Genomic DNA, 19,998 nt, shown 5'->3' with positions numbered 1-19,998 from the left:
TATTCGATGTTATTACTTAATCTGTGCTTTTATCTGGGCAACAGCGTCAGCAAGAGCCTTTTCTGCAGGAACACCCTGGTCAAGCGCTTTTGCTAGAGCATCACCCATTGCTCCCCAAACTGCTGCCATCTCTGGTACATTCGGCATTGGAAGACCATATTTTCCAAGGAAGTCGGCAAACTTCTTTGTAAGTGGGTCTTTTGCCATAACGAGTTCATTAACGTCCGTTCTAGATGGACATCTTGGATCTGCTTGCCAAATCTGGTACATGATATCTTTGGTTGCTATGAACTTTGTCAAGAAGTCAAGTGCGAAGAGTTTGTTTTTGCTCTTTGCGTTAACCATGAAACCTTGTGCACCAAAGAACGGCTTTGGTTTCTTTCCACCAGGAAGGTCTGGAATTGGAGCAACATCAAAATTGATACCAGCCTGTTTGTAGCCAGGAACTGCCCATGGACCATTGATTATCATTGCTGCCAAACCGTCTTTGAACAGACCATCCATTGTGTTGTAGTTGTCGCCAGGTGTCAGTATCTTTTCGTCAACAAGTTTCTTAATAAGTTTGAGACCTTCAATCGCTCCAGCATTTGCAAGTCCAACATCTTTCACATTGATTTTTCCCGTCTTATCAGTTCCAAACACGTAACCGCCCATACCAAAGAATGCAAATGAGCTGAAGTAGAAGTTCTTGTAGTCGTAAATAAATCCTCTAACTTCTCCGCCATAGTCTTTTTCTATTTTCTTTGCAAGTGCGATGAGCTCATCAAATGTTTTTGGTGGGTTCTGAACGTAGTCTTTGTTGTACATTAGTGCTGGACCATCGAATGCATATGGAACACCGTAAACCTTGCCGTTGTAGGTAAATCCTTGAAGTGGAGCTGGGAAGTATTTTTCTTTTTCTGGGAGGTTAATTGGTTCAAGCAACCCGTTAACAACAAGTTCACCAACCCAGTCGTGTGCTCCAACAATGATATCCGGACCTTCACCTGCTGGTGCTGCTGTCAAGAATTTTGATTTGATATCCCCGAAATTGACCTGAATAACATCAACCTGAACACCGTACTTCGCTTTGTACTGGTCTGCAAGTTTCTTAAGAATAGGAACCTGCGCTTCTGATGTCCAAATAGTGATCTTCTTGGCTTGAGCAAATGCCAAGAAAACAAAAAGAACTGCCAAAACAACTGTTAGCCACTTTCTCATACGCTCTACCTCCCCTTTCAGGATAATGTGGAAACCATTTATATTATACTACAACCTGTCTAGAAGTGAACGCTAGTTTGGAAAAGTTTCCAAGAACTCTGTGAAAATTCCAGAATACGTATTTTTAAGCCGTACTGATATAATTGTACGCAAAAAAAACATACTTTAGCATACTAAAGCATACCAAAGGATAGAACAATAACAAAGAAATTGTCATTGATAATTCGGAATACCTGGTATTGAAATGTAGAGCTACTACTTGTATAATTCTAATGCTGTTAATTATCATCATCTATCAACTAAACAAACGGAGGTGAACAACATGGAAAAAAGAAGGAGAAGAGTTATTATACTTGGTGCCGCCGGTAGGGACTTCCACAACTTTAACACGTTCTTTAGGAACAACCCAGATTATGAGGTTGTAGCTTTCACTGCTACACAGATTCCTGATATAGCTGGTAGAATTTATCCTCCTGAACTTGCTGGTCCACTCTATCCAAATGGAATCCCTATCGAAGATGAAGCACAGCTTCCAGAACTCATTAAAAAATACGATGTAGACGAAGTTATTCTTGCTTATAGCGACCTACCACATCAATATGTGATGGAAAGGGCCGCAATTGCCCTTGCAGCAGGTGCCGACTTCAAACTCATGGGTCCGGATTCAACGATGATAGAATCAACCAAACCTGTTGTTTCTGTATGTGCTGTCCGAACTGGTTGTGGAAAGAGTCAGACAACAAGAAGGGTGCTTGACATTTTAAGAAGCAAAGGACTCAAGGTAATCTCTATAAGACACCCAATGCCTTACGGTGACTTGGTTGCACAAAAGGTTCAAAGATTCGCGGATTACTCAGATTTAGACAAACACAATTGTACAATTGAGGAAAGGGAAGAGTACGAACCACACATCGACAGAAAGAGTGTAATTTACGCTGGAGTTGATTACGAAGCTATTCTCAGAGCAGCAGAAGCGGAAAATCCAGATATTATCCTCTGGGATGGTGGTAACAACGACTTCCCATTCTACAAAACGGATTTACACATCGTTGTAGTTGACCCGCACAGACCTGGTCATGAAATTACTTACTACCCCGGAATGACAAATCTACTTATGGCAGACGTAATAGTCATTAACAAAGAGGAAACAGCAAATAGAGATGACATTGAGACAGTTAGAAAGAACATTGCTAAATGGAATCCTAATGCAATAGTAGTTGATGCCGCTTCCCCAATCTTCGTTGATGATCCATCATTGATAAGAGGGAAGAAGGTCTTAGTTGTCGAAGATGGTCCAACCCTAACACATGGTGATATGAGATACGGTGCCGGATACGTTGCAGCAAAGAGGTTTGGAGCAAAAGAAATAATTGACCCAAGACCATTCGCAGTTGGTTCAATTGTTGATACATACAAGAAATACAGCCACTTAGATGTTATACTTCCAGCGATGGGTTATGGTGAAAAGCAAATGAAAGAATTAGAGGAAACAATCAACAAGTCTGATGCAGAAGTCGTTATAATAGGCACACCTATCGATTTGAGAAGGGTTTTGAAACTCAACAAACCTGCAGTCAGAGTTAGATACGAACTCCAAGAGATAGGTGAACCAACACTTGACCAAATTCTTACAGACTTCCTCAAGAAGAAAGGACTTTTGAAATAATCACAAAACAACAAAAAATCAAGCGGGTGTGTTAAAAACACACCCGCTTTTTCCTAAGTATAACAAACTTTATTGGGTTGTTTAATTCATAATATAATCCCTGACTACACTGTTACATCAAGGTTCTTACCTTGAAAAAGTTCACCAGCAATCCTTACAAGCTTGAGATTCATGTCTTGTTGTTTGTAAAACGCGAATTCCAAAGTTCTAAGCATAAGCTCTTTCGCTTGCTCAACTTGCTGGTTCACGTCAGAAACAGATGGTCCGGAAGTTGATACACCCTTTACTCCAACGGACATTTGATGGTACATGGGTCCTAAAATGCTGTTTATACCAGAAATAGTCATACATATCACCTCTTGTATTATTATCGGCAAAAACAGAATTTATTTTACGGTTTTCTTGTCAGTCTTTCACTATCTTAAAGATAGTCCTTTCTTCTGTGCTATCAACTTGTATCTTTAAACCCAATTTTTTAGCGATTTCGTTTGCGATATAAAGTCCCAAACCAGTTCCTGTCGATTTCTCACCTTTGAAGAAGCGCTCAAAGATTTTCGGAATAACCTCTTCAGGTATCTTTTCACCATGGTTGACAACGGCAATTTCGTTATTTTTTATCTCAATTAAGTAAGGAGGCGCTCCATGGTTAAAAGCGTTGTCCAGCAATATCGTCAAAATTATACCCAGCCCTTCCCTATTTGTTTTCATTACTCCTTCTCCACGAATTTCCACATCGGTAGATTCATGGTTTCTGTTTCTAAATTTCTGCTGCAGTAATTCATAGCAAAAACTTTTGAGCTCTATATTCTCTTCTGTAAGAGTTTCCACCCTCGCAATCAATAGCATGTTTTCAATTATTTCTTTTATCTCTTTACTACTTTCCTCTATTGCCTGAACTGACTCCCTCAAAACATTCTCGTTGTTCATACCCCAACGTTTAAGCATATTAACATAACCTACCAACGTTGCAACAGGTGTTCTTAATTCGTGCGATACGGCCGAAACAAAAGCTTCTTGAGCTTTATAGGACCTCTCTATTCTTTCCATCAATTCGTTGAACTTTTGAACCAGCTCTTTCAATTCATACGTGGTAGTCGCCATCTCAACTCTTTTTGTAACATCCGTGCCACCAAGCAATTCAATTTGTGCTATGAACTCCTTCAATTCTTTAACGTTCTTCCTTGTCAGAAAGTAAGTAAACACTGCTACACCTATTGCAAGAAGCAAAATAGCGAGGATAAAAAGCTTCCGAATGTTTTCGAGAAATCTGATTACTGCAGTTATTTCCTTTCCTACTATCACATTTTGAACGGACATCATGTAAAAATAGCGATTTCCTATTTTCTTTAACCCCGTTTCTTCAACTAGACCTATTCCATATGGGTCATTAACTACTACCCGTTCTTCCAAATCTGCAACATATACATCCCATCTTAACACAATGTATTGCTTACCAAAAGGTGTAGAAACAACGGTTACAAACCTTCCGGGGTTGGAAAAATCTTCAAGGACAGGTCTCATGGCGAGCTTGTAGAAGTATAGATAAGTAAGTCCTAAAACGAACGAAACCAGAATGACCGTTGCAAAAGTATTTACAAGCGCAAGCTTAGTGGTTAGTTTCAAGTTCTTCACCAACCAGTCTGTAACCTATTCCCCTCACTGTTTTTATCAAATCAGGTGAGAGCTTTTTTCTGAGGTAATTTATGTAAACCTCCACAGTGTTGTCTGAACCATAATAATCTATGCCCCAAACAGCATTTAGTATTTCTTCTTTGCTAACAGCTCGATTTCTGTTTTTAACTAAATACATCAACAACTCAAACTCAGTTTTTGTTAGGTCAATTTCTTTACCATCATAGTACACAGTTCTTCTATCTTCGTAGATTTCTAAACGACCTATCCTGTATGGTCTTGAGACATCGATATGCTTTCTTCTTAAAAGTGCTTTAATACGAGCTAAGAGTTCTTCATTATCAAAAGGCTTTGTAAGGTAATCATCTGCTCCTGACTCAAATCCTGTAAGTTTATCTTTTTTCATCCCAAGAGCTGTGAGCATCAAGATTAGCACATCTGGACTAAGTTTTCTTAGATTTTGCGCTATTTCATAACCGTCCATATCTGGAAGCATTATATCGAGTATCACTAAATCTGGTGCTAATTGCTTGAAATTCTCAAGAGCATCTATACCATTATCAAATGAAGCTACTTTGTAACCTGCATGTTCAAGTTCCATCTCTAGAAGTCGGCGAAGTTTTCTGTCATCTTCAACAATCAGAATTTTTGGAGCGTTTTCCATGGACTCCACCCCTAGCTCAAAAAGTAATTAAGGTTCAGCCTATTGCAAAACTTTAAAATATTGAAAATTACAAAAGCTATGGTATACTATCTACTGCTGGACGGAGGCGTGTCCGAACTGGCTAAGGAGCCGGTCTCGAAAATCGGTGGACCTTACGGTCCTTGTGGGTTCGAGTCCCACCGCCTCCGCCATTTTTTTTAATAAATCTGCTTGGAATCCACGGGTCATTGGTTCTGTAATTTTATTTGTTCAGCATATTTATTAATTGCTTTTCGCCACAAGTCGCTAAAAGAAATTCCATAACTTTGAAGTTCTTGAATAAGGTCGGTTGCTACGGATTCTATTAGTATCCTCGCATATTCGTCATCAAAAATAACAAGATAATAATACGTCGCAACTTCTCCGTTGCTTTTTTTCCAAATTCTGTATGTAACAGCCAAAACCTCATCAAACGGTATTCTTTGGTAAAGCTGGTCAAACAGTTCTGCAATCTTTACACTTATTATTTGTCCCTTTTCTGCATTGAAAATCGAAACAAGCTGTTCTATAAGATTTTTTTTCACAGTTTCTAAATGCACGATTAACCCCTGAAAGGCTATTTGTTGAGCTCCTTCTCTAACGCTTTTTTCATTAAAAGTAGGACCTGAAAATTCTCCTAATGAATAAATAATAACTTTCCCTTCGAGAAATTTACTCAGTTTTTCACTGAGAATTTCATTTTCATATATCAACTGTGCATTAGCATCTTTTTTTCTCAAGTCCGGTAGCTCAACTTTTGTAAGTTGAGGAACTGTCGGTCTCTCTGTCAACGCAACCGTTTGAGTAATTATCAATGTTGCTGCTACAACAGAAAAAATCAACCAGAATATAAGTTCTTGCATTTGACCACCCCAATTTGACCTGTGAAAATCTTTTCAAATTACTGCTGAATATTTCTTTAGCATTTCTGAAAGCGGTATACCATCAAAGAATATATTCTCTTCCTCAGCAAGTTCGAGAAATTTTACTTGAAGTTTTTCATTTCCGTAACCTTTTACCCAAGATGTGAATCTTCGACCATAAGCAATATGTTTCACTTCAAACCTCTCAACTATCATCCTTATAATTCTGCTCCGCACCAAGTCACCAAACGAAGGATGGTACGGACCAGCAACAACAAATCTTAATTGAGATTGCGGAATATGATAGCCAATTCTAATAACTTTTCCATTGTTAGCTTCAGCAATCACAACCATTTCAGCCACAACAATTGTAGCTTCTTCAAGTGTCTGAGGTTTGTACTGACCTTTCTCTAAAAGTTCTTCTAGCTCAGTGTTTCTAAAAACAATTGTAGGATGTATCCTAAAAATTTTGATACCTTCATTGATAAGGAGCCTGACACTTTCCAAATCTTTCTCTTTGCTGTCTTTAGGTAGTCCGGTCATTAAATGTGCAACAATTTCAAAATTGCCCTTTAATAGTGATATCGTTTTAAAGATATCGAGTCTCGAATAATTGCGCCCAGAGTAAAAAAGTACCTCATCATCTATACTTTCAATACCTAATTCTATCGTTTTTACGTTCCCTCTTTTTAAAATCTCAACAATATTTTCATCAATAACATCGGGCCTTGTGGAAATTCTTTTTGGTATGTCTGGTCTTATCGAAAGTAACTTTTCCATTAGTTCCAAATTCAAGCCTGTAAATGTGCCACCATAGAACGCTATCTCATCTATTTGGTTTACAGACGAAAGCTCTTCGGCAATTTTGCCAATATTTGGGATTGTTTCACCTGTCATTATAACCTGGTTACAATAAACACAACGTGTCTTACAACCAAGGTTCGGTAGAAAGACTGGAAATATCTTAGGTTTTCTTTCACCTGCTTTTTCTTTTAATTCCACCTGATTCACTTGAGGAGCTCCTTTACAACTTCGTTCACTAATTTTCCATCGGCAGAGCCTTTTACCCTTGCCATTACTTCTTTCATAACCTTTCCAAAGTCTTTAGGTGTAGCATTCAGCTCTGCTATTACAGCTGAAACAATCTGTTCTATTTCTTCTTTGGAAAGCATCTTAGGAGCGTATTCTTCTAGTATTTTGAGCTCTTCTTCTTCAGCTTTCGCTAAGTCTTCTCTACCTGCCGCCCTATAAGCTTCTATTGATTCTTGACGCTTTTTAATTTCTTTAAGAATAAGCTTTTGCACGTCCTCATCGGACGCCTCTTTTTTCTCTCCTTCAACTTCGAAATAGCCGATAGCAGTTTTGATGGATCTTAAGACTCGCAATCTTATTTCATCCTTATTTCTCATAGCTTCTTTCATGTCATTGAGTATTTTTTCCTTAAGTCCCATATGAATCCTCCTTCTGTCCTTAAACAGTTTAACTTCGAGCTACTCTCCAAGAAGACCTGCAAGAAAATTTTTAACTGCTACAAGGTTAGACCTTGAGTTGTAACCGCCTTCATGCACAATAATTAGATAGTCAATCACCAAGGAGTTAGATATCGAAGAGCCAATGGTTTTGTAGTCTTCAGATAAAAGAGCAAATCTTCCAACGGGGTCTTTTATATGCGTGTCTGTACCGAAAGAAATCATAAGCGCGTCTGGTTTAAAGTCCTTCAACTTTTGAATAGCCTTTTTTAAAGCCTCGCCATATGCATTTATATCTGAGTTCTCAGGCAAAGGAATATTTAAATTCGTTCCATACGCGTTCCCTTCTCCACATTCTGTCTCGTAACCGCTGAACCACGGGTAAAACTTTCTGGGGTCTCCATGTATAGAAACGTAAAGCACGTTTGGGTCTTTGTAAAATATATCCTGCGTCCCATTGCCGTGGTGGAAATCTAAGTCAAGAACAGCAACCCGCATACCTTTTTCTTCAAGGTACCTAGCTGCAACTGCAGCGTTGTTGAAATAACAATATCCACCACCATAATTGACCATCGCATGGTGTCCCGGTGGTCGTGTAAGCGCGTACGTTATAACTTTTTGCTCGAAAGCATATTTTGTTGCACTGAGAACTATATCCACAGCCCTTTTGGCTGCAAAGAAAATCTCTTTCTTGATAGGGGTTCCGGTATCAAATATTTGGTCAACAAAAAATACTTCTGGGAGGTATTCGTCCTCCACTTCCTGAGATTTCTTGACTAAATAGTTAAAGTACTTTTCGCTGTGCACTTTAAGGATATGTTCTTCGCCGAACTCAAATGGTTGAATCGCCTGAAAATTTTCTTGAAGATAATTTAAAACAAGCTTCAGCCTGCTTGGGTTCTCAGGATTTCTTATAAACTTTCCGTTATCTATTTCTTTTCTTGGAACAAAATACTCATTCAAGTCAGCGCAGAAAAACAAACGATTCTTTTTGCCATCTAACATTTATTTCTCGAGCTCCTCGATTTTCTTAACCCTTCTTTCATGTCTTCCGCCCTCAAAAGAGGAATTCAGGAACGCGTCGACCGTCCACTTTGCCAATTCTATTCCCATCAATCGCCCGGGTAATACTAAAATATTTGCGTTATTATGCTTGCGTGCATATGCAGCCATTTCTGGGAACAAGCAGAGAGCAGCACGAATACCTTTTACCTTATTTGCCGCAATAGACATTCCTATCCCTGTTCCACACATAAGGATTCCAAAATCGCACTCTTTGCTTGTAACTTTTTCTGCAACCTTCTTCGCGTAGTCAGGATAATCAACACTTTCAATCGAATAGGTGCCGCAATCGATAACCTCTATACCTGCCTTCTGAAGATGTTCCTTTACTCTCTCCTTTAATTCAAAAGCAGCGTGGTCACTACCTATTGCTATTTTCATTTCTATGCACTCCTATGATATATAATCGTTACTTAATAGAGTTAACAGCATCCATAACCGAAGGGAATACTTTAATAACCTTGTCCAAAGCGGTCATTGTAAGAAGCTTTTTGACGTTGTCGTTGATGTTAGCAAAAGCTATAGTTCCATTCGCGGACAATGCAGTTTTGTGCAAACTAACAAATGTGCCCAACCCAAAACTGTCAACTGAATTAACTCTTGTGAAATCAAACACGATTTTTGATTTACCCTTCTTGATAAGGTTGTCGACCACCCAATTTCTTAAAGTCATTGCATTTTGCATAGTGATGTCGCCTTCAAGAGAAACGATAATTACACCAAATTGTTCAGTGTACGTGTACATAAATCTCATACCTCCCTTTGCAAGAATTGTTCAAAGTTGTTTACTTATTTAAAAATTCGACAGCTTCCTCTTCACTATCGTATATATTCAAAATCCTATCGAGCGCTGTCATTTTGAGCAGACTTTTTATATTGCTGTCTAGGTTCAAAAAGACAACAGCTCCCGCGTTCATGAGCGCCTGCTTATGTATTGCAACCATTACTCCCAACCCAGTAGAATCAATGTACTTTGTTTTTGAGAGGTCCAAAATTACCTTCTTGAACCCTTTTTCAAAAGCTTCCTCATAAATCATTTTCTTGATTTGTTGTGCATTGGTTAATTCTAACTCCTCTGGGATAACAAATTTTATAATATCGCCCATCACACTTGTTTGCATACTCATCACCCCAAACGTTCTAGAGTTTAATCTATCTTATAATCCTTATTAATCCTACCATCTTTCCGATGATTCTCACTTTTTTCGGGTCATATCGCATAATTGGATACGACTCATTCTCTGGAACAAGTTCCACCAAATTGTCTTTTAAAACGAATCTTTTCAAGGTTATTTTATCATCAACAACCGCAGCTACTATTGAGTTGTTTTCTGCTGTGTATTGTTTCTTAAGTATGACGTAGTCCCCGTCAATAATGTGTGCATTTGTCATGCTATCTCCTTGAACTCTGAGAGCAAAATATTCGCCGTAGCCTCGAAGCATTTCGATAGGAACTTCTATCTCTTCGTCAACTTCTTCAAACATTTCTATGGCTTGACCAGCAGCAATCTTTCCCTTAACGGGTACTACTATACTCTCCTTGCGGTCTGCAAGTGTTATAGCTCTTGCGCCTCTGGATCGTTTTATATACCCTTTCTTTTCGAGAGCAATAATGTGTTGTTGAGCTCCCCTGGGAGTCATTTTAAAATGTCGTGCAACATCTCTAATCGAAGGTGCATAACCCTTTATTGTCATGTACTCTTTTATAAACTCGTAGATTTGCTTCTGTCTTTCGGTTAATTCCCTCATATATCAAACACCACCTTTAGGCTTATTCTCTCTCCTAGTTTTACTTCCAGCCCATGATACGTTAGCGCTTTGATACGCGTTATGATGCGCTTTCTGGTAAAATACACACATTGATTCTCTACTTTCATCGGAAAGTACCCTCTGTCAACCAAAGAAATTATATCGTTGACGGTGTCGAATAAGTTGTCTACAAATTCTTCGTCACTACCATTGTTAATATTATAACATTTTTTCATAACATTTTGCAAATTTGTTGCGCCATGGTTGTAACTTTCACTAACGGTATTGCGAATCGATTCTGGAACATCTGAGTTAGACGTCTCGAAAATTTCAGAATTTTGAATAATCATGGTTATAAAATCCTGTAACAGCTCAGTTACGTTTGCAGCTTCTATTTCATAAGCAAGGTCTGCAGTATGAGAGATTTCTTTGAACAAATTACTCTTCACCACCTATAACTGCAAAATCAGCAACTATGTCACCATCTGCTAAGTGGATAACTCTGACACCTTGAGCAATTCTTCCCCTCAGAGGAACATCAGCCACTTTGAATTTTATGGAGGCTCCGTCTTTTGTAAAGACCACAACTTCTTCATCTCCCTTTACGTAAGCAACTCCAACAACAGGACCTGTTTTTTCAACTTCTGCAATATTCTTGATTCCTAATCCGTCCCTCGATTGTTTTCTGTATTCACTTGCTTCGGTAAGTTTTCCGAAACCTTTTTCGGTTATCGTCAGTATATATCCGCTATCGTCTTTTAAAACTGTGGCAGAAACTACTTGATCCCCTTCTCTTAACTTAATGCCTCTAACACCTGCAGCATTCCTACCCATTGTGCGAACTTCATCAACTGAGAACCTTATACTCATACCAAGTTTGGTAGAGATTAAAACAGTGCTGTCCCCTGATTCTACAAGCAAGACCGAAACGAGTTCATCTCCATCCTTAAAAGTAATTGCCCTTATACCTTTAGATGTAATATTCTTGAAGTCTTCTAAACTTGTTCGCTTAACCACTCCGTTTTTCGTGACAAACAACAAATCCCCTTTGTAATCCGAGATATCCATCATAGCAAGCACTCTTTCATTTGGTTCTAATTTAATATATTTAGTAATTGGTTTTCCTTTTGTAGCTCTACCACTTTCTTCTATTTCTATGTTCTCAATTTCATATACTTTACCTTGCGAAGTGAAGAATAATGTTTTATTGTGCAACTTGGTGTAAATAATCTGAGATATTATGTCGTCTTCCATTAAATTTGCTCCGGTAACGCCTTTACCATTTCTTCTTTGCGTTCTGAATGCGTTCAAATCCATGAGCTTCAGGAACCCTTTTCTTGTAAGTGTCATAACAACATCTTTGTTTGGTATAAGGTCTTTCTTGTCAAATTTCGTTATAACTTCTTCGTACTCAGTTATCTCCGTTCTACGGTCATCTCCATACTTTTCTTTAACCTCGAGTAACTCTTGGACTATCACTTCGTAAACTTTTTCATCGCTCATTAAGAGTTCTTTTTCTTTTTCAAGTCTTAAGAGGACCTCTCTGTATTCTGATTGAAGATTTTGCGTCTCGAGGTTGGTTAATCTACCAAGTCTCATATCGAGCACAGCTTTTGCCTGTTCTTCAGTCATCTGTAAGATTTCCATAAGCTGAGCCATAGCGTCAGATATATCTTTTGCATTCCGAATAATATCCACAACGGTGTCAATAGACCTTGAAGCCTTTATTAGCCCCTCCAAAATATGCGCTTTTCGCGAGTCTTGTTGATAAGCGTACTGCGTCCTTTTCCTGATAACTTCAAATCTGTGCTTTATATAAGCTTCAACAAGCTGCTTTAAATTCATCAATTTCGGCTGTTTGTCAGCATCAATAACAAGAAATGTAGCGTTAAATCGTGTCTGAAGACTTGTTTTTTGATAAAGATTGTTTAAGATAACCTCTTCGTTTATATCCTCAGGAAATTCTATAACTATTCTGAGTCCCTCTTTATCACTTTCATCCCTTAAGTCTCTAACAGGAACCTCTTCTTCTTGTAAGTAGGCAGCTATTTGATTTATCAGGTCTGCTTTGCTCACACCATACGGTATCTCAGTTATAATGATTGACTTTTTCTTTTTATCATGTTTTACTTCCACTCTGCCCCTAATTGTGAAGCTTCCTTTACCGGTAACGTACATTTCCCTAATACCGGCTTTACCTATAATGATACCTCCTGTTGGAAAATCAGGACCTTTTATTATATCAATCAACTCTTCCATCGATATATCAGGTTTCTTTATAACCGCAATTATAGTATCAACAACGTCACGTAAATTGTGCGTAGGAATACTCGTTGCCATTCCAACAGCAATACCACTTGCACCATTTAAAAGAAGATTTGGTATCTTTGAGGGAAGCACTTCTGGTTCCTGCAGTGAACCATCGAAATTATCGAGCATCCGAACTGTTGATTTGTCTATGTCTTCGAGCATTTCTTCGGCAATTTTGTGCAACCTGGCTTCAGTATACCTCATTGCAGCAGGTGGATCACGGTCGATGGATCCGAAATTCCCCTGCCCTTCAACGAGTGGGTATCTCATCGACCAAGGCTGTGCCATTCGAACAAGCGCCTCGTATATTGCAGCATCACCATGAGGGTGGTATTTACCCATGACTTCACCAACAATACGTGCTGACTTCTTAAATGGTTTGTTGTGAAGCAATCCAAGCTCATACATGGAATATAATATCCTTCGTTGTACTGGCTTTAGTCCATCTCTCACATCCGGTATTGCACGACCAATAATGACACTCATTGAATAACTCAAGTAAGACTTAACAAGCTCTTCCTCGAGTACACGTTCTATTACATTTGAATTGCTATCCTCTTTTAACTCATTATTCGCTAACACATCCCTGTTGATTTCTCTTTCATCCACAGAAAATTACCTCCCCAATGTTTTCAAACATTAGTTTGACTTTGTTTAAATTTAAGCTACTCGATTAGGAAATTTTCGCTCCTGGTCCTATTTCACCAGACACTGTTAAAAGTGTAAGTTTGTCATTCTTTTTCGCAGCAAGAAGCATGCCTCTAGATTCAATTCCCATAAGCTTTGCTGGTTTTAGGTTTGCTACAACAACTATTAACCTTCCAACAAGTTCTTCAGGCTTGTAGAATTGAGCGATTCCGGCAACGATTTGTCGTGTCCCAAGTTCTCCCAGGTCGATTTGCAATTTAACCAACTTTTCTGATTTCTCAACCTTTTCGGCTGATAGAATCTTTGCTACTCTTAGATCAACCCTTTTGAAGTAATCAATATCTATAAGTTCCTCCAAAGAAACCACATTTTCTGCTTGGCTCACAACACTCTCTTGCTTTTCCATAGGTTTATCCCCCTGCTTATTAGATTTTTGCGGTTTTTGAACTTCCTTTTCTGTTTTCTCTATCTTTTTGAATAGTGGTTCTCCATGAACAACTTTATTCCCCTTAAGTATGTTCCACCCTTCCAAAAACTTTTCCGAGAACGCTTCACTGACTGAAAGCCTGCTGTATATCTCCCTCGAGGAATTCGGCATCACGCACGATACAAGTGTTGCTACTTTGAATATACTTTCAGTTACAAGAGAAAGTACTGTTCCAAGTCTTCCCTTGTTTCCTTCTTTAGCAAGTATCCAAGGTTTTGCTTCATCAAAATACTTGTTCAAATCACCTATGAACTGCCAGAGTATTTCCAGTGCTTCCGTAATTCTGTATCTATCCATAAGTTCAATATAGGCTTGCCTAGTCTTTTCATAATTTTCCACTAACTTCTTGTCCAATTCCTCCAGTTCTCCAATTCCTGGTATTTGGGCATCGAAATGTTTTACGATCATTGCAAGGGTTCTATGTAAAAGATTTCCGTAATCATTGGCAAGGTCTGAATTTAGTCTCTTGACTAAGTTTTCTTCAGAAAAATCCCCATCTTTACCGAAGACAATGTCTCTCACAAGGTAATACCTAACAACATCGTTACCGTACTTTTTAACGTATTCCCTTGGATCTATGGCATTCCCAAGAGACTTGCTGATCTTTTGACCATTTACCGTTAGCCATCCGTGCGCGAAGATTTTCTTAGGTAATGGCAAACCAACCGACATTAACATTGCAGGCCAAATCAAGCTATGGAACCTGTTAATTTCCTTACCAATCAGATGCACGTCAGCAGGCCACCATTTGTTGAATGTCTCCATATTATCGGGATATCCTATAGCAGAAACGTAGTTTATAAGTGCGTCAACCCAAACGTATATAACATGCTCCGGGTCATTTGGCATCGGAATTCCCCATTTCAGAGTCGTACGAGTTATTGAAAGGTCTTTCAACCCCGATTCAAGAATCTTCAGCATCTCGTTTCTTCGAAAATCTGGTTCCACAAAATCTGGATTTTCTTTAAAATGTTTCAAAAGCGGTTCGTTGTATTTTGAAAGTTTGAAGAAATAATTCTCTTCTCTAATTAACTGCACTTCTCTTTTGCATGAAGGGCAAAGATGTTTTCCATCCTCTGAGTGCTCAAGTTCATCTTCATTCCAATAAGTTTCACAAGGCACACAATACCAACCTTCGTAGGTTCCCTTGTAAATGTCGCCATTTTCCATCATCTTTGAAACAAAAAACTGAACAGTTTTCATGTGATGTTCATCGGTTGTTCTAATGAAATAATCGTTAGTAATTTCAAGTTCTTTCCAAAGCTCCTTGAATTTTTGGGCTAATTCATCACACAGTTGCTGTGGTTCAACTCCTCTTTCCTTCGCTGCTTGCGCTATTTTTTGCCCATGTTCGTCGGTTCCAGTCAGGTAAAAAACATCGTAGCCCATCATTCGCTTGTAACGAGCAAGAATGTCGCCGATTATAGTTGTATAAGAACTTCCAATGTGTGGCTCCGCATTCACATAATAAATAGGGGTTGTAATATAAAACTTTTTCACTTTATAGCACCTCCAAAAAGTCTATGATAATGTGATTCTTCGTATATTATACCACACTTTAAATCTTATTGTGTGAAACTTGTGAAAACTTTACTGACTATAAAAACACGAGGTGGAAGAACTTTCCACCTCGCACCATTGCTATAAATTAAGGCGTCACGTATTAAGCTAATAACCTTTACCTTGCTTCAAAAAGCTCTTTGAGAGGTGGTATAAGGTCCAAATACTTCTTGTAGTAAACAATTTCCCAGCCGGGTCTAATAAGGTTTGGGTTTTTGATAATGGGATTAAGTGTCATAAGTTCCACAATTGCCCATGGCAGGTCCTCATCTGAAGTTGCAATACCTAATCTGTAAGCTATCCGAGCTAAAGTATCTCCAGGTTGCACAGTATAAGTAAGTTGAACCAACGAAACTCGATTATTATCTTCTTTTGTATCTAAGAGACCTTCGGGCAAGATTTTTTTAACTTGGGAGAAGAGAATTTCTTGAACAGGTATTTCAAATTCCCTTAATACTACACCGCTAATAATACCGTTTTGACCGTAAGTTCTCACTGATGGAACAGAAACAACAAAGACATCATCGTCATTAACGACCTTCCCCATAAATTGTATCCTTCTCAATTCCTTTTTGTTAATTACAACTTCGTATTCAAAATTTTCGAACAAATCGTAAATCCAAGGAGAACTTACGAGACTTTTTTCAAAAACAACCTTTCCATCCTTAAAAGAAAGCATGTTCAAACTCTTTACGATAATTTCTTTCACCTGTTTTCCTGTTAACTGCAAAGTTTTAACTGTAGTTGTTCTCCCCACTAAAGCATAAAGGTCTCGCCTCGTAACGTCTCCTTCAATAAAGCCTCCGAAACTTGGGTTAAATACATTCCATATTCCAGTATGAGATTTTGTGTACTCAATTATTGATTTGTTAACTATTTCTGTGACTAAAGTGTCTTCTAAAATTGCCATGTACTTGTTAAATCCTATTGTTACATTCGACCTTATGATGGGAGTATCTAACCACTTCTCTACGTATGTCTCGAATTGCTGAGCCCAGTTCACTACGTTTTCTACAGGCTTTAGCTTTTCTAACTTCACGTTTTGTACTGCTACCTTACTGATTTTCCAGTTGCCTCCTGTTCGCGAAAGAGATATGTCTATCTGATTTACGGAAGCCCCTTCACTACCGGGAATTGAAAAAACTTTATTCTGCTTGTTCATGTTTGTGTAAACAATTGTTTGGTTACCGAAAAGGAAAATATCTACGTCTTTGCCGAATTCTTTAATCAAAATATCACCTATGTTCAAACCACTTTGAATTGAGATCTGCTTACCACTTACAGGATCATACGTTATTCCACCACTTGTTGCTAAGATAATAACATCCGGCTGAACCTCAGATTTCAACCTTTGTATAACTGATTTAATCGTGTTAATATAGTCTGCTGAAGCTAAATTAAAATATGGTGGAACGACACCTACTGTAGCAACTTTTAAACCGTTGCGAAAAACTTTGACATAGTAATTCTTAACAAAACCAAACTTATTCACTAAATTAGACGCCAGTACATAAGCTTTCAAGCTCTTCAAAGTTTTTTCAAATTTCTGATTTTCGAGCGTTAACTCAAATGTGCCAGGAACGAACACATCATATCCAATTTGATTGAACAAAGTAACGACAGGATTTTCGATTGTGTCGTTCTCTACAAAGTAGTCACCAAAAGGACTGCCGTATAATAAATTCCCTGTGTCAACTAATAACAAATCTGATGATTTTTGTCTGAGCTGTGCAACATACGAATAAATTTGCACCAAACCTTTTGGTTCATAAGTATTCGTGAAATAATTGAACGGAAGGACGTTACCATAAATATTGGCAGTATGAATAATAGTGACCGTTGTTGAAGTAGTTTGACCTAAGACTAAAACTGCCAGAACAAATAAACCTATCAGTGTAAATGTCTTTCTCCCTTTCATAATGTTCTTCCCTCCTCTTCATTTATGTTTTGTGCATTTCTTTCATAACTTTCATAACAATCTTTACAAACTGCGATGTATTTGTCTTTCCCCCCAACATCAAAAACACCACCGTTGCTTTTTAACTTGTAAGATAAGGTCGCTTTATATTCGCCACACACTTCACAGACTGCTTTCTTTTTGATAATATCATCTGCAAGTGCCATTAATTTCGCAGTCGTTTCAAAAGGTTCCCACAAATAACTCATATCCAGTCCTGCACAATAAACATCTACTCCATCTAAGGTTATTTTCTTGGCAATATCTACTAGTTCAACATCGAAAAAGTGAACCTCATCTACGAAGACCGCATCCGGCTGTTCGATTAAAGAATTATAGTATTCAAAAAGCTCGGTCGAATCTTTAACAACTCTTGCTGGCATTTTGTGAAACTTGTGAGTTACGACATCCTCTGCACTGTAGCGTGTATCGATAGCTGGTTTGAAAATCAGAGTTTTCTTCTTGCCAATTTCGTAAATCTCCGCAAAGTTTAGAAGTTCGGTTGTCTTACCTGAATACATGGGACCAGTAATTACAGTGAGCTTCCCTATCGTTTTCATAGTTTAACATTTACACCTCTCTTTTCTTTTGCCCTATGTTTGTTAAAGTTTACACCTTTTATCATATTACCACAAAGTTAAGTTTTTGTCGATAAAACAGAGCAACTGTAAAAAATTTTAGCATTTCTGGTATAATTATACCAGAAAAAGGAGGAATAAAAAAATGGAAATAGAAAGATATGAAAAAAAACTTGTAGATACTCATGCACATTTACATATGCCACATTTCAAATCAGATTTCCAAAGTGTCCTCGAAAGGACTTCTCGGCTACGTTTTGTCCTGAACGTTTCGACAAGTTTGAACGATATACAACCATGCATTGATGTCGCCAAAAATCTGGGAAACACCTACGTAGCTATAGGAATTCATCCGCATGATTCAAAAGATGCTTTCAAAACCGGAACAGAATACCTTGATATTTTAGAAAAAAGTGCAACGAAAGTAAATAGAGTTATTGCTATAGGCGAGATAGGTTTGGATTACTATCGGAATCTATCTCCTGTGGATGTTCAAAAGAAAATTTTTGCCGACCAGGTGACACTGGCACTTCACTTAAAACTACCAATAATTTTACACATCAGGGATGCATACGATGATACATACGACATTCTTAGAGCCTTTTCTTATGGAAGCTTACGTGGAATAGTACATGCTTTCAGTAGTGATGAGATTTGGGCAAAGCGTTTTGTTAAATTGGGCTTTAAAATAGGAATTGGAGGTCCCATCACTTATCCAAAGAACGAAATGCTAAGGTCAGTGGTCAAAATAATAGGAGAGGAAAATATCGTTCCAGAGACGGATTGTCCTTATCTACCACCACAACCTTACAGAGGTAAACGAAATGAACCAGCCTATGTATCATATGTCTATGAGGAACTCGAAAAAATATTTAATTACGACATCTCGGAACAATTATGGAAAAATGTTAAAGAAATCTTTGAAGGTAGCTTTGATGACAGTTTTAAAAACATTGAACAAGGCACGGAATCTGGAGATGATGAAAAATGATAGAGCTAGTACGCGGAAAATTTTTGGGACGTAGCGAAGGAAAAGTACTAGTTAACATCGGTAGTTTAGTAATTGGTATTATTTGCGATGCGGAAAGTTTTTCGGAAACAAAGGAAGAACAAGAAATCATTGTGTTTACAAAACTGATAGTAACGCAAGAAGATATAAGTATATACGGTTTCGATTCGAAGGAAAAGAGAGATGTATTTGAAAAGCTCATAAAAGTATCAAAGTTAGGACCAAAGAGTGCGATAAAGATTCTATCTTCAGCAAGTATAGAATTTTTATCAACGGCAATTGCAAATGGTGACATTGAAAGACTTTCATCAATTCCTGGTATTGGAAGAAAAACGGCAGAAAGAATAGTTGCTGAACTTAAGGATGAATTTGAGCCGGTGCAGGTTGATAATGTCTCACTTGAAGCAATCGAAGCGCTAGTATCACTTGGATATGCGAAAACACAAGCCCAAAATGCAGTAAAACAAGCAAGGAAAGAATCTCCAGATGCAAATCTATCGAAATTGATAAAAGAAGCACTCAAGATTTTGTCAAAGATGTAAAGAAACATAAGGAAAGAATGAAGAAAGAAGGTATTAGTATGGGGTAGGTCCTGTTGGTGGAATTTCCGTGACAAATTCACCAAGTGTGGTCAACCCCGTCTTGGGTTACAAATTAGATCCCGGAGAACCCGGTGTTCCTTTTGGTGCACCGGCGAGTCAAAGCTTCCTAAGAGTGATGAGCCAAGAATTTGCAAATTATATTGACTTTAAAAAGCAAGCTGCTGAGCAGGGTGGATTTATAATATACGGCGGTATATACCTTGATGTTCAAAAACGAGGCTCTTTCCTAGCGGCAGTTGCAGGTAAAACCAAAGTCTTAATCTATGTACCTGGGCAGCAAAATGGTAATACCTCACAAGAAAACCAACAAAACAAAATAGGTGAGGACAGTAATTTGAAAAGAAACGAAATCGAAAGGAAGATAGATGAACTGTATAGAAAGCTTCAACAAACAGTGGATCCTACGGAGCGAGAAAAATTGTTACAACAGATTCTTTTACTTACGATGGCTATAAACGCGCTTATGGCAGGTATGAAGATTCCAGAACTGCTTGTTGGAATTATTTTGAATGCAACCGTGTAGT

21 protein-coding genes and 1 tRNA gene are annotated in these 19,998 nt (G+C 38.1%); 5 read left to right on the top strand and 17 right to left on the bottom strand.

The features are described 5' to 3' along the window. Positions 1-12: 12 nt before the first annotated feature. Positions 13-1,200 carry a sugar ABC transporter substrate-binding protein gene (locus JM64_RS02035; protein WP_064011278.1) on the bottom strand — a complete coding sequence of 396 codons (1,188 nt, stop codon included), beginning with the start codon at positions 1,198-1,200 and terminating at the stop codon, positions 13-15. A 322-nt stretch (positions 1,201-1,522) separates the two neighbouring features. Between JM64_RS02035 and JM64_RS02030 the strand changes: the two genes are divergently transcribed. After that, on the top strand, positions 1,523-2,866 hold the full coding sequence (locus JM64_RS02030; protein ID WP_064011277.1) for a cyclic 2,3-diphosphoglycerate synthase: 1,344 nt from the start codon (positions 1,523-1,525) through the stop codon (positions 2,864-2,866). Between the two features lie 104 nt (positions 2,867-2,970). Here the strand turns inward: JM64_RS02030 and JM64_RS02025 are convergent, their stop codons facing one another. Genes JM64_RS02025 through JM64_RS02015 form a run of 3 tightly spaced genes read right to left on the bottom strand, consistent with a single transcriptional unit; the run spans position 2,971 to position 5,162 of the window. Then, positions 2,971-3,213 carry a hypothetical protein gene (locus tag JM64_RS02025; protein WP_064011276.1) on the bottom strand — a complete coding sequence of 81 codons (243 nt, stop codon included), beginning with the start codon at positions 3,211-3,213 and terminating at the stop codon, positions 2,971-2,973. Between the two features lie 58 nt (positions 3,214-3,271). Continuing rightward, positions 3,272-4,498: a sensor histidine kinase gene (locus JM64_RS02020; protein WP_231882424.1), complete on the bottom strand. Its 1,227-nt coding sequence runs from the start codon at positions 4,496-4,498 to the stop codon at positions 3,272-3,274. Then, positions 4,473-5,162: a response regulator transcription factor gene (locus JM64_RS02015; protein ID WP_014451539.1), complete on the bottom strand. Its 690-nt coding sequence runs from the start codon at positions 5,160-5,162 to the stop codon at positions 4,473-4,475. The genes JM64_RS02020 and JM64_RS02015 overlap by 26 nt, the downstream gene beginning before the upstream one ends. Positions 5,163-5,264: 102 nt before the next feature. Here JM64_RS02015 and JM64_RS02010 point away from each other — a divergent pair. Further along, positions 5,265-5,353: transfer RNA gene (locus JM64_RS02010), tRNA-Ser, on the top strand. A gap of 33 nt (positions 5,354-5,386) precedes the next feature. Here the strand turns inward: JM64_RS02010 and JM64_RS02005 are convergent. From JM64_RS02005 to JM64_RS01945, 13 genes are all read right to left on the bottom strand, one after another. Further along, on the bottom strand, positions 5,387-6,043 hold the full coding sequence (locus JM64_RS02005; protein WP_064011274.1) for a hypothetical protein: 657 nt from the start codon (positions 6,041-6,043) through the stop codon (positions 5,387-5,389). A gap of 33 nt (positions 6,044-6,076) precedes the next feature. After that, entirely contained in the window at positions 6,077-7,054 is a 978-nt protein-coding gene (locus JM64_RS02000; protein WP_064011273.1) for a radical SAM protein, read from the bottom strand. Continuing rightward, positions 7,051-7,494, bottom strand: a complete 444-nt coding sequence (locus JM64_RS01995; RefSeq protein WP_064011272.1) for a GatB/YqeY domain-containing protein — start codon at positions 7,492-7,494, stop codon at positions 7,051-7,053. Before JM64_RS01995 ends, JM64_RS02000 begins: the two co-directional genes overlap by 4 nt. A 39-nt stretch (positions 7,495-7,533) precedes the next feature. Next, positions 7,534-8,517 carry a histone deacetylase family protein gene (locus tag JM64_RS01990; RefSeq protein ID WP_064011271.1) on the bottom strand — a complete coding sequence of 328 codons (984 nt, stop codon included), beginning with the start codon at positions 8,515-8,517 and terminating at the stop codon, positions 7,534-7,536. Continuing rightward, a complete protein-coding gene (rpiB, locus tag JM64_RS01985; protein WP_064011270.1) occupies positions 8,518-8,955 on the bottom strand; it encodes a ribose 5-phosphate isomerase B in 438 nt (145 codons plus the stop codon). It lies immediately after the preceding gene. A 28-nt stretch (positions 8,956-8,983) separates the two neighbouring features. Next, positions 8,984-9,319 (bottom strand): STAS domain-containing protein, encoded by a 336-nt coding sequence (locus JM64_RS01980; RefSeq protein WP_064011269.1) that lies wholly within the window; start codon positions 9,317-9,319, stop codon positions 8,984-8,986. A gap of 40 nt (positions 9,320-9,359) precedes the next feature. Then, entirely contained in the window at positions 9,360-9,695 is a 336-nt protein-coding gene (locus JM64_RS01975) for an STAS domain-containing protein (protein ID WP_064011268.1), read from the bottom strand. 31 nt (positions 9,696-9,726) lie between these two features. Then, the gene (gene lexA, locus JM64_RS01970; RefSeq protein ID WP_064011267.1) at positions 9,727-10,323 is read right to left on the bottom strand and encodes a transcriptional repressor LexA; all 597 of its coding nucleotides are present in this window, start codon (positions 10,321-10,323) and stop codon (positions 9,727-9,729) included. After that, a complete protein-coding gene (locus tag JM64_RS01965) occupies positions 10,320-10,772 on the bottom strand; it encodes an archease (RefSeq protein ID WP_197473447.1) in 453 nt (150 codons plus the stop codon). Before JM64_RS01965 ends, lexA begins: the two co-directional genes overlap by 4 nt. Continuing rightward, positions 10,762-13,215: a DNA gyrase subunit A gene (gene gyrA, locus JM64_RS01960; protein ID WP_064012456.1), complete on the bottom strand. Its 2,454-nt coding sequence runs from the start codon at positions 13,213-13,215 to the stop codon at positions 10,762-10,764. Before gyrA ends, JM64_RS01965 begins: the two co-directional genes overlap by 11 nt. A gap of 91 nt (positions 13,216-13,306) precedes the next feature. Then, positions 13,307-15,268 carry a methionine--tRNA ligase gene (gene metG / locus JM64_RS01955; RefSeq protein WP_064011265.1) on the bottom strand — a complete coding sequence of 654 codons (1,962 nt, stop codon included), beginning with the start codon at positions 15,266-15,268 and terminating at the stop codon, positions 13,307-13,309. Between the two features lie 178 nt (positions 15,269-15,446). Further along, positions 15,447-17,246 carry a 5'-nucleotidase C-terminal domain-containing protein gene (locus tag JM64_RS01950; protein WP_064011264.1) on the bottom strand — a complete coding sequence of 600 codons (1,800 nt, stop codon included), beginning with the start codon at positions 17,244-17,246 and terminating at the stop codon, positions 15,447-15,449. Continuing rightward, a complete protein-coding gene (locus JM64_RS01945) occupies positions 17,243-17,845 on the bottom strand; it encodes a thymidine kinase (protein WP_064011263.1) in 603 nt (200 codons plus the stop codon). The genes JM64_RS01950 and JM64_RS01945 overlap by 4 nt, the downstream gene beginning before the upstream one ends. A 163-nt stretch (positions 17,846-18,008) precedes the next feature. Here JM64_RS01945 and JM64_RS01940 point away from each other — a divergent pair, with 163 nt between their 5' ends. The 3 genes from JM64_RS01940 (at position 18,009) to JM64_RS01930 (ending at position 19,997) form a co-directional block, all read left to right on the top strand. Continuing rightward, a complete protein-coding gene (locus JM64_RS01940; protein ID WP_064011262.1) occupies positions 18,009-18,854 on the top strand; it encodes a TatD family hydrolase in 846 nt (281 codons plus the stop codon). Beyond that, entirely contained in the window at positions 18,851-19,414 is a 564-nt protein-coding gene (ruvA, locus tag JM64_RS01935; RefSeq protein WP_064011261.1) for a Holliday junction branch migration protein RuvA, read from the top strand. Before JM64_RS01940 ends, ruvA begins: the two co-directional genes overlap by 4 nt. Positions 19,415-19,481: 67 nt before the next feature. Beyond that, complete coding sequence (locus JM64_RS01930; protein ID WP_082868244.1) at positions 19,482-19,997, top strand: hypothetical protein; 516 nt, start codon at positions 19,482-19,484, stop codon at positions 19,995-19,997. Position 19,998 lies beyond the last annotated feature (1 nt).

The organism is Fervidobacterium pennivorans (assembly GCF_001644665.1).
Lineage (GTDB): Bacteria > Thermotogota > Thermotogae > Thermotogales > Fervidobacteriaceae > Fervidobacterium > Fervidobacterium ngatamarikiense.
This window is presented reverse-complemented; position numbering and strand designations above follow the sequence as displayed.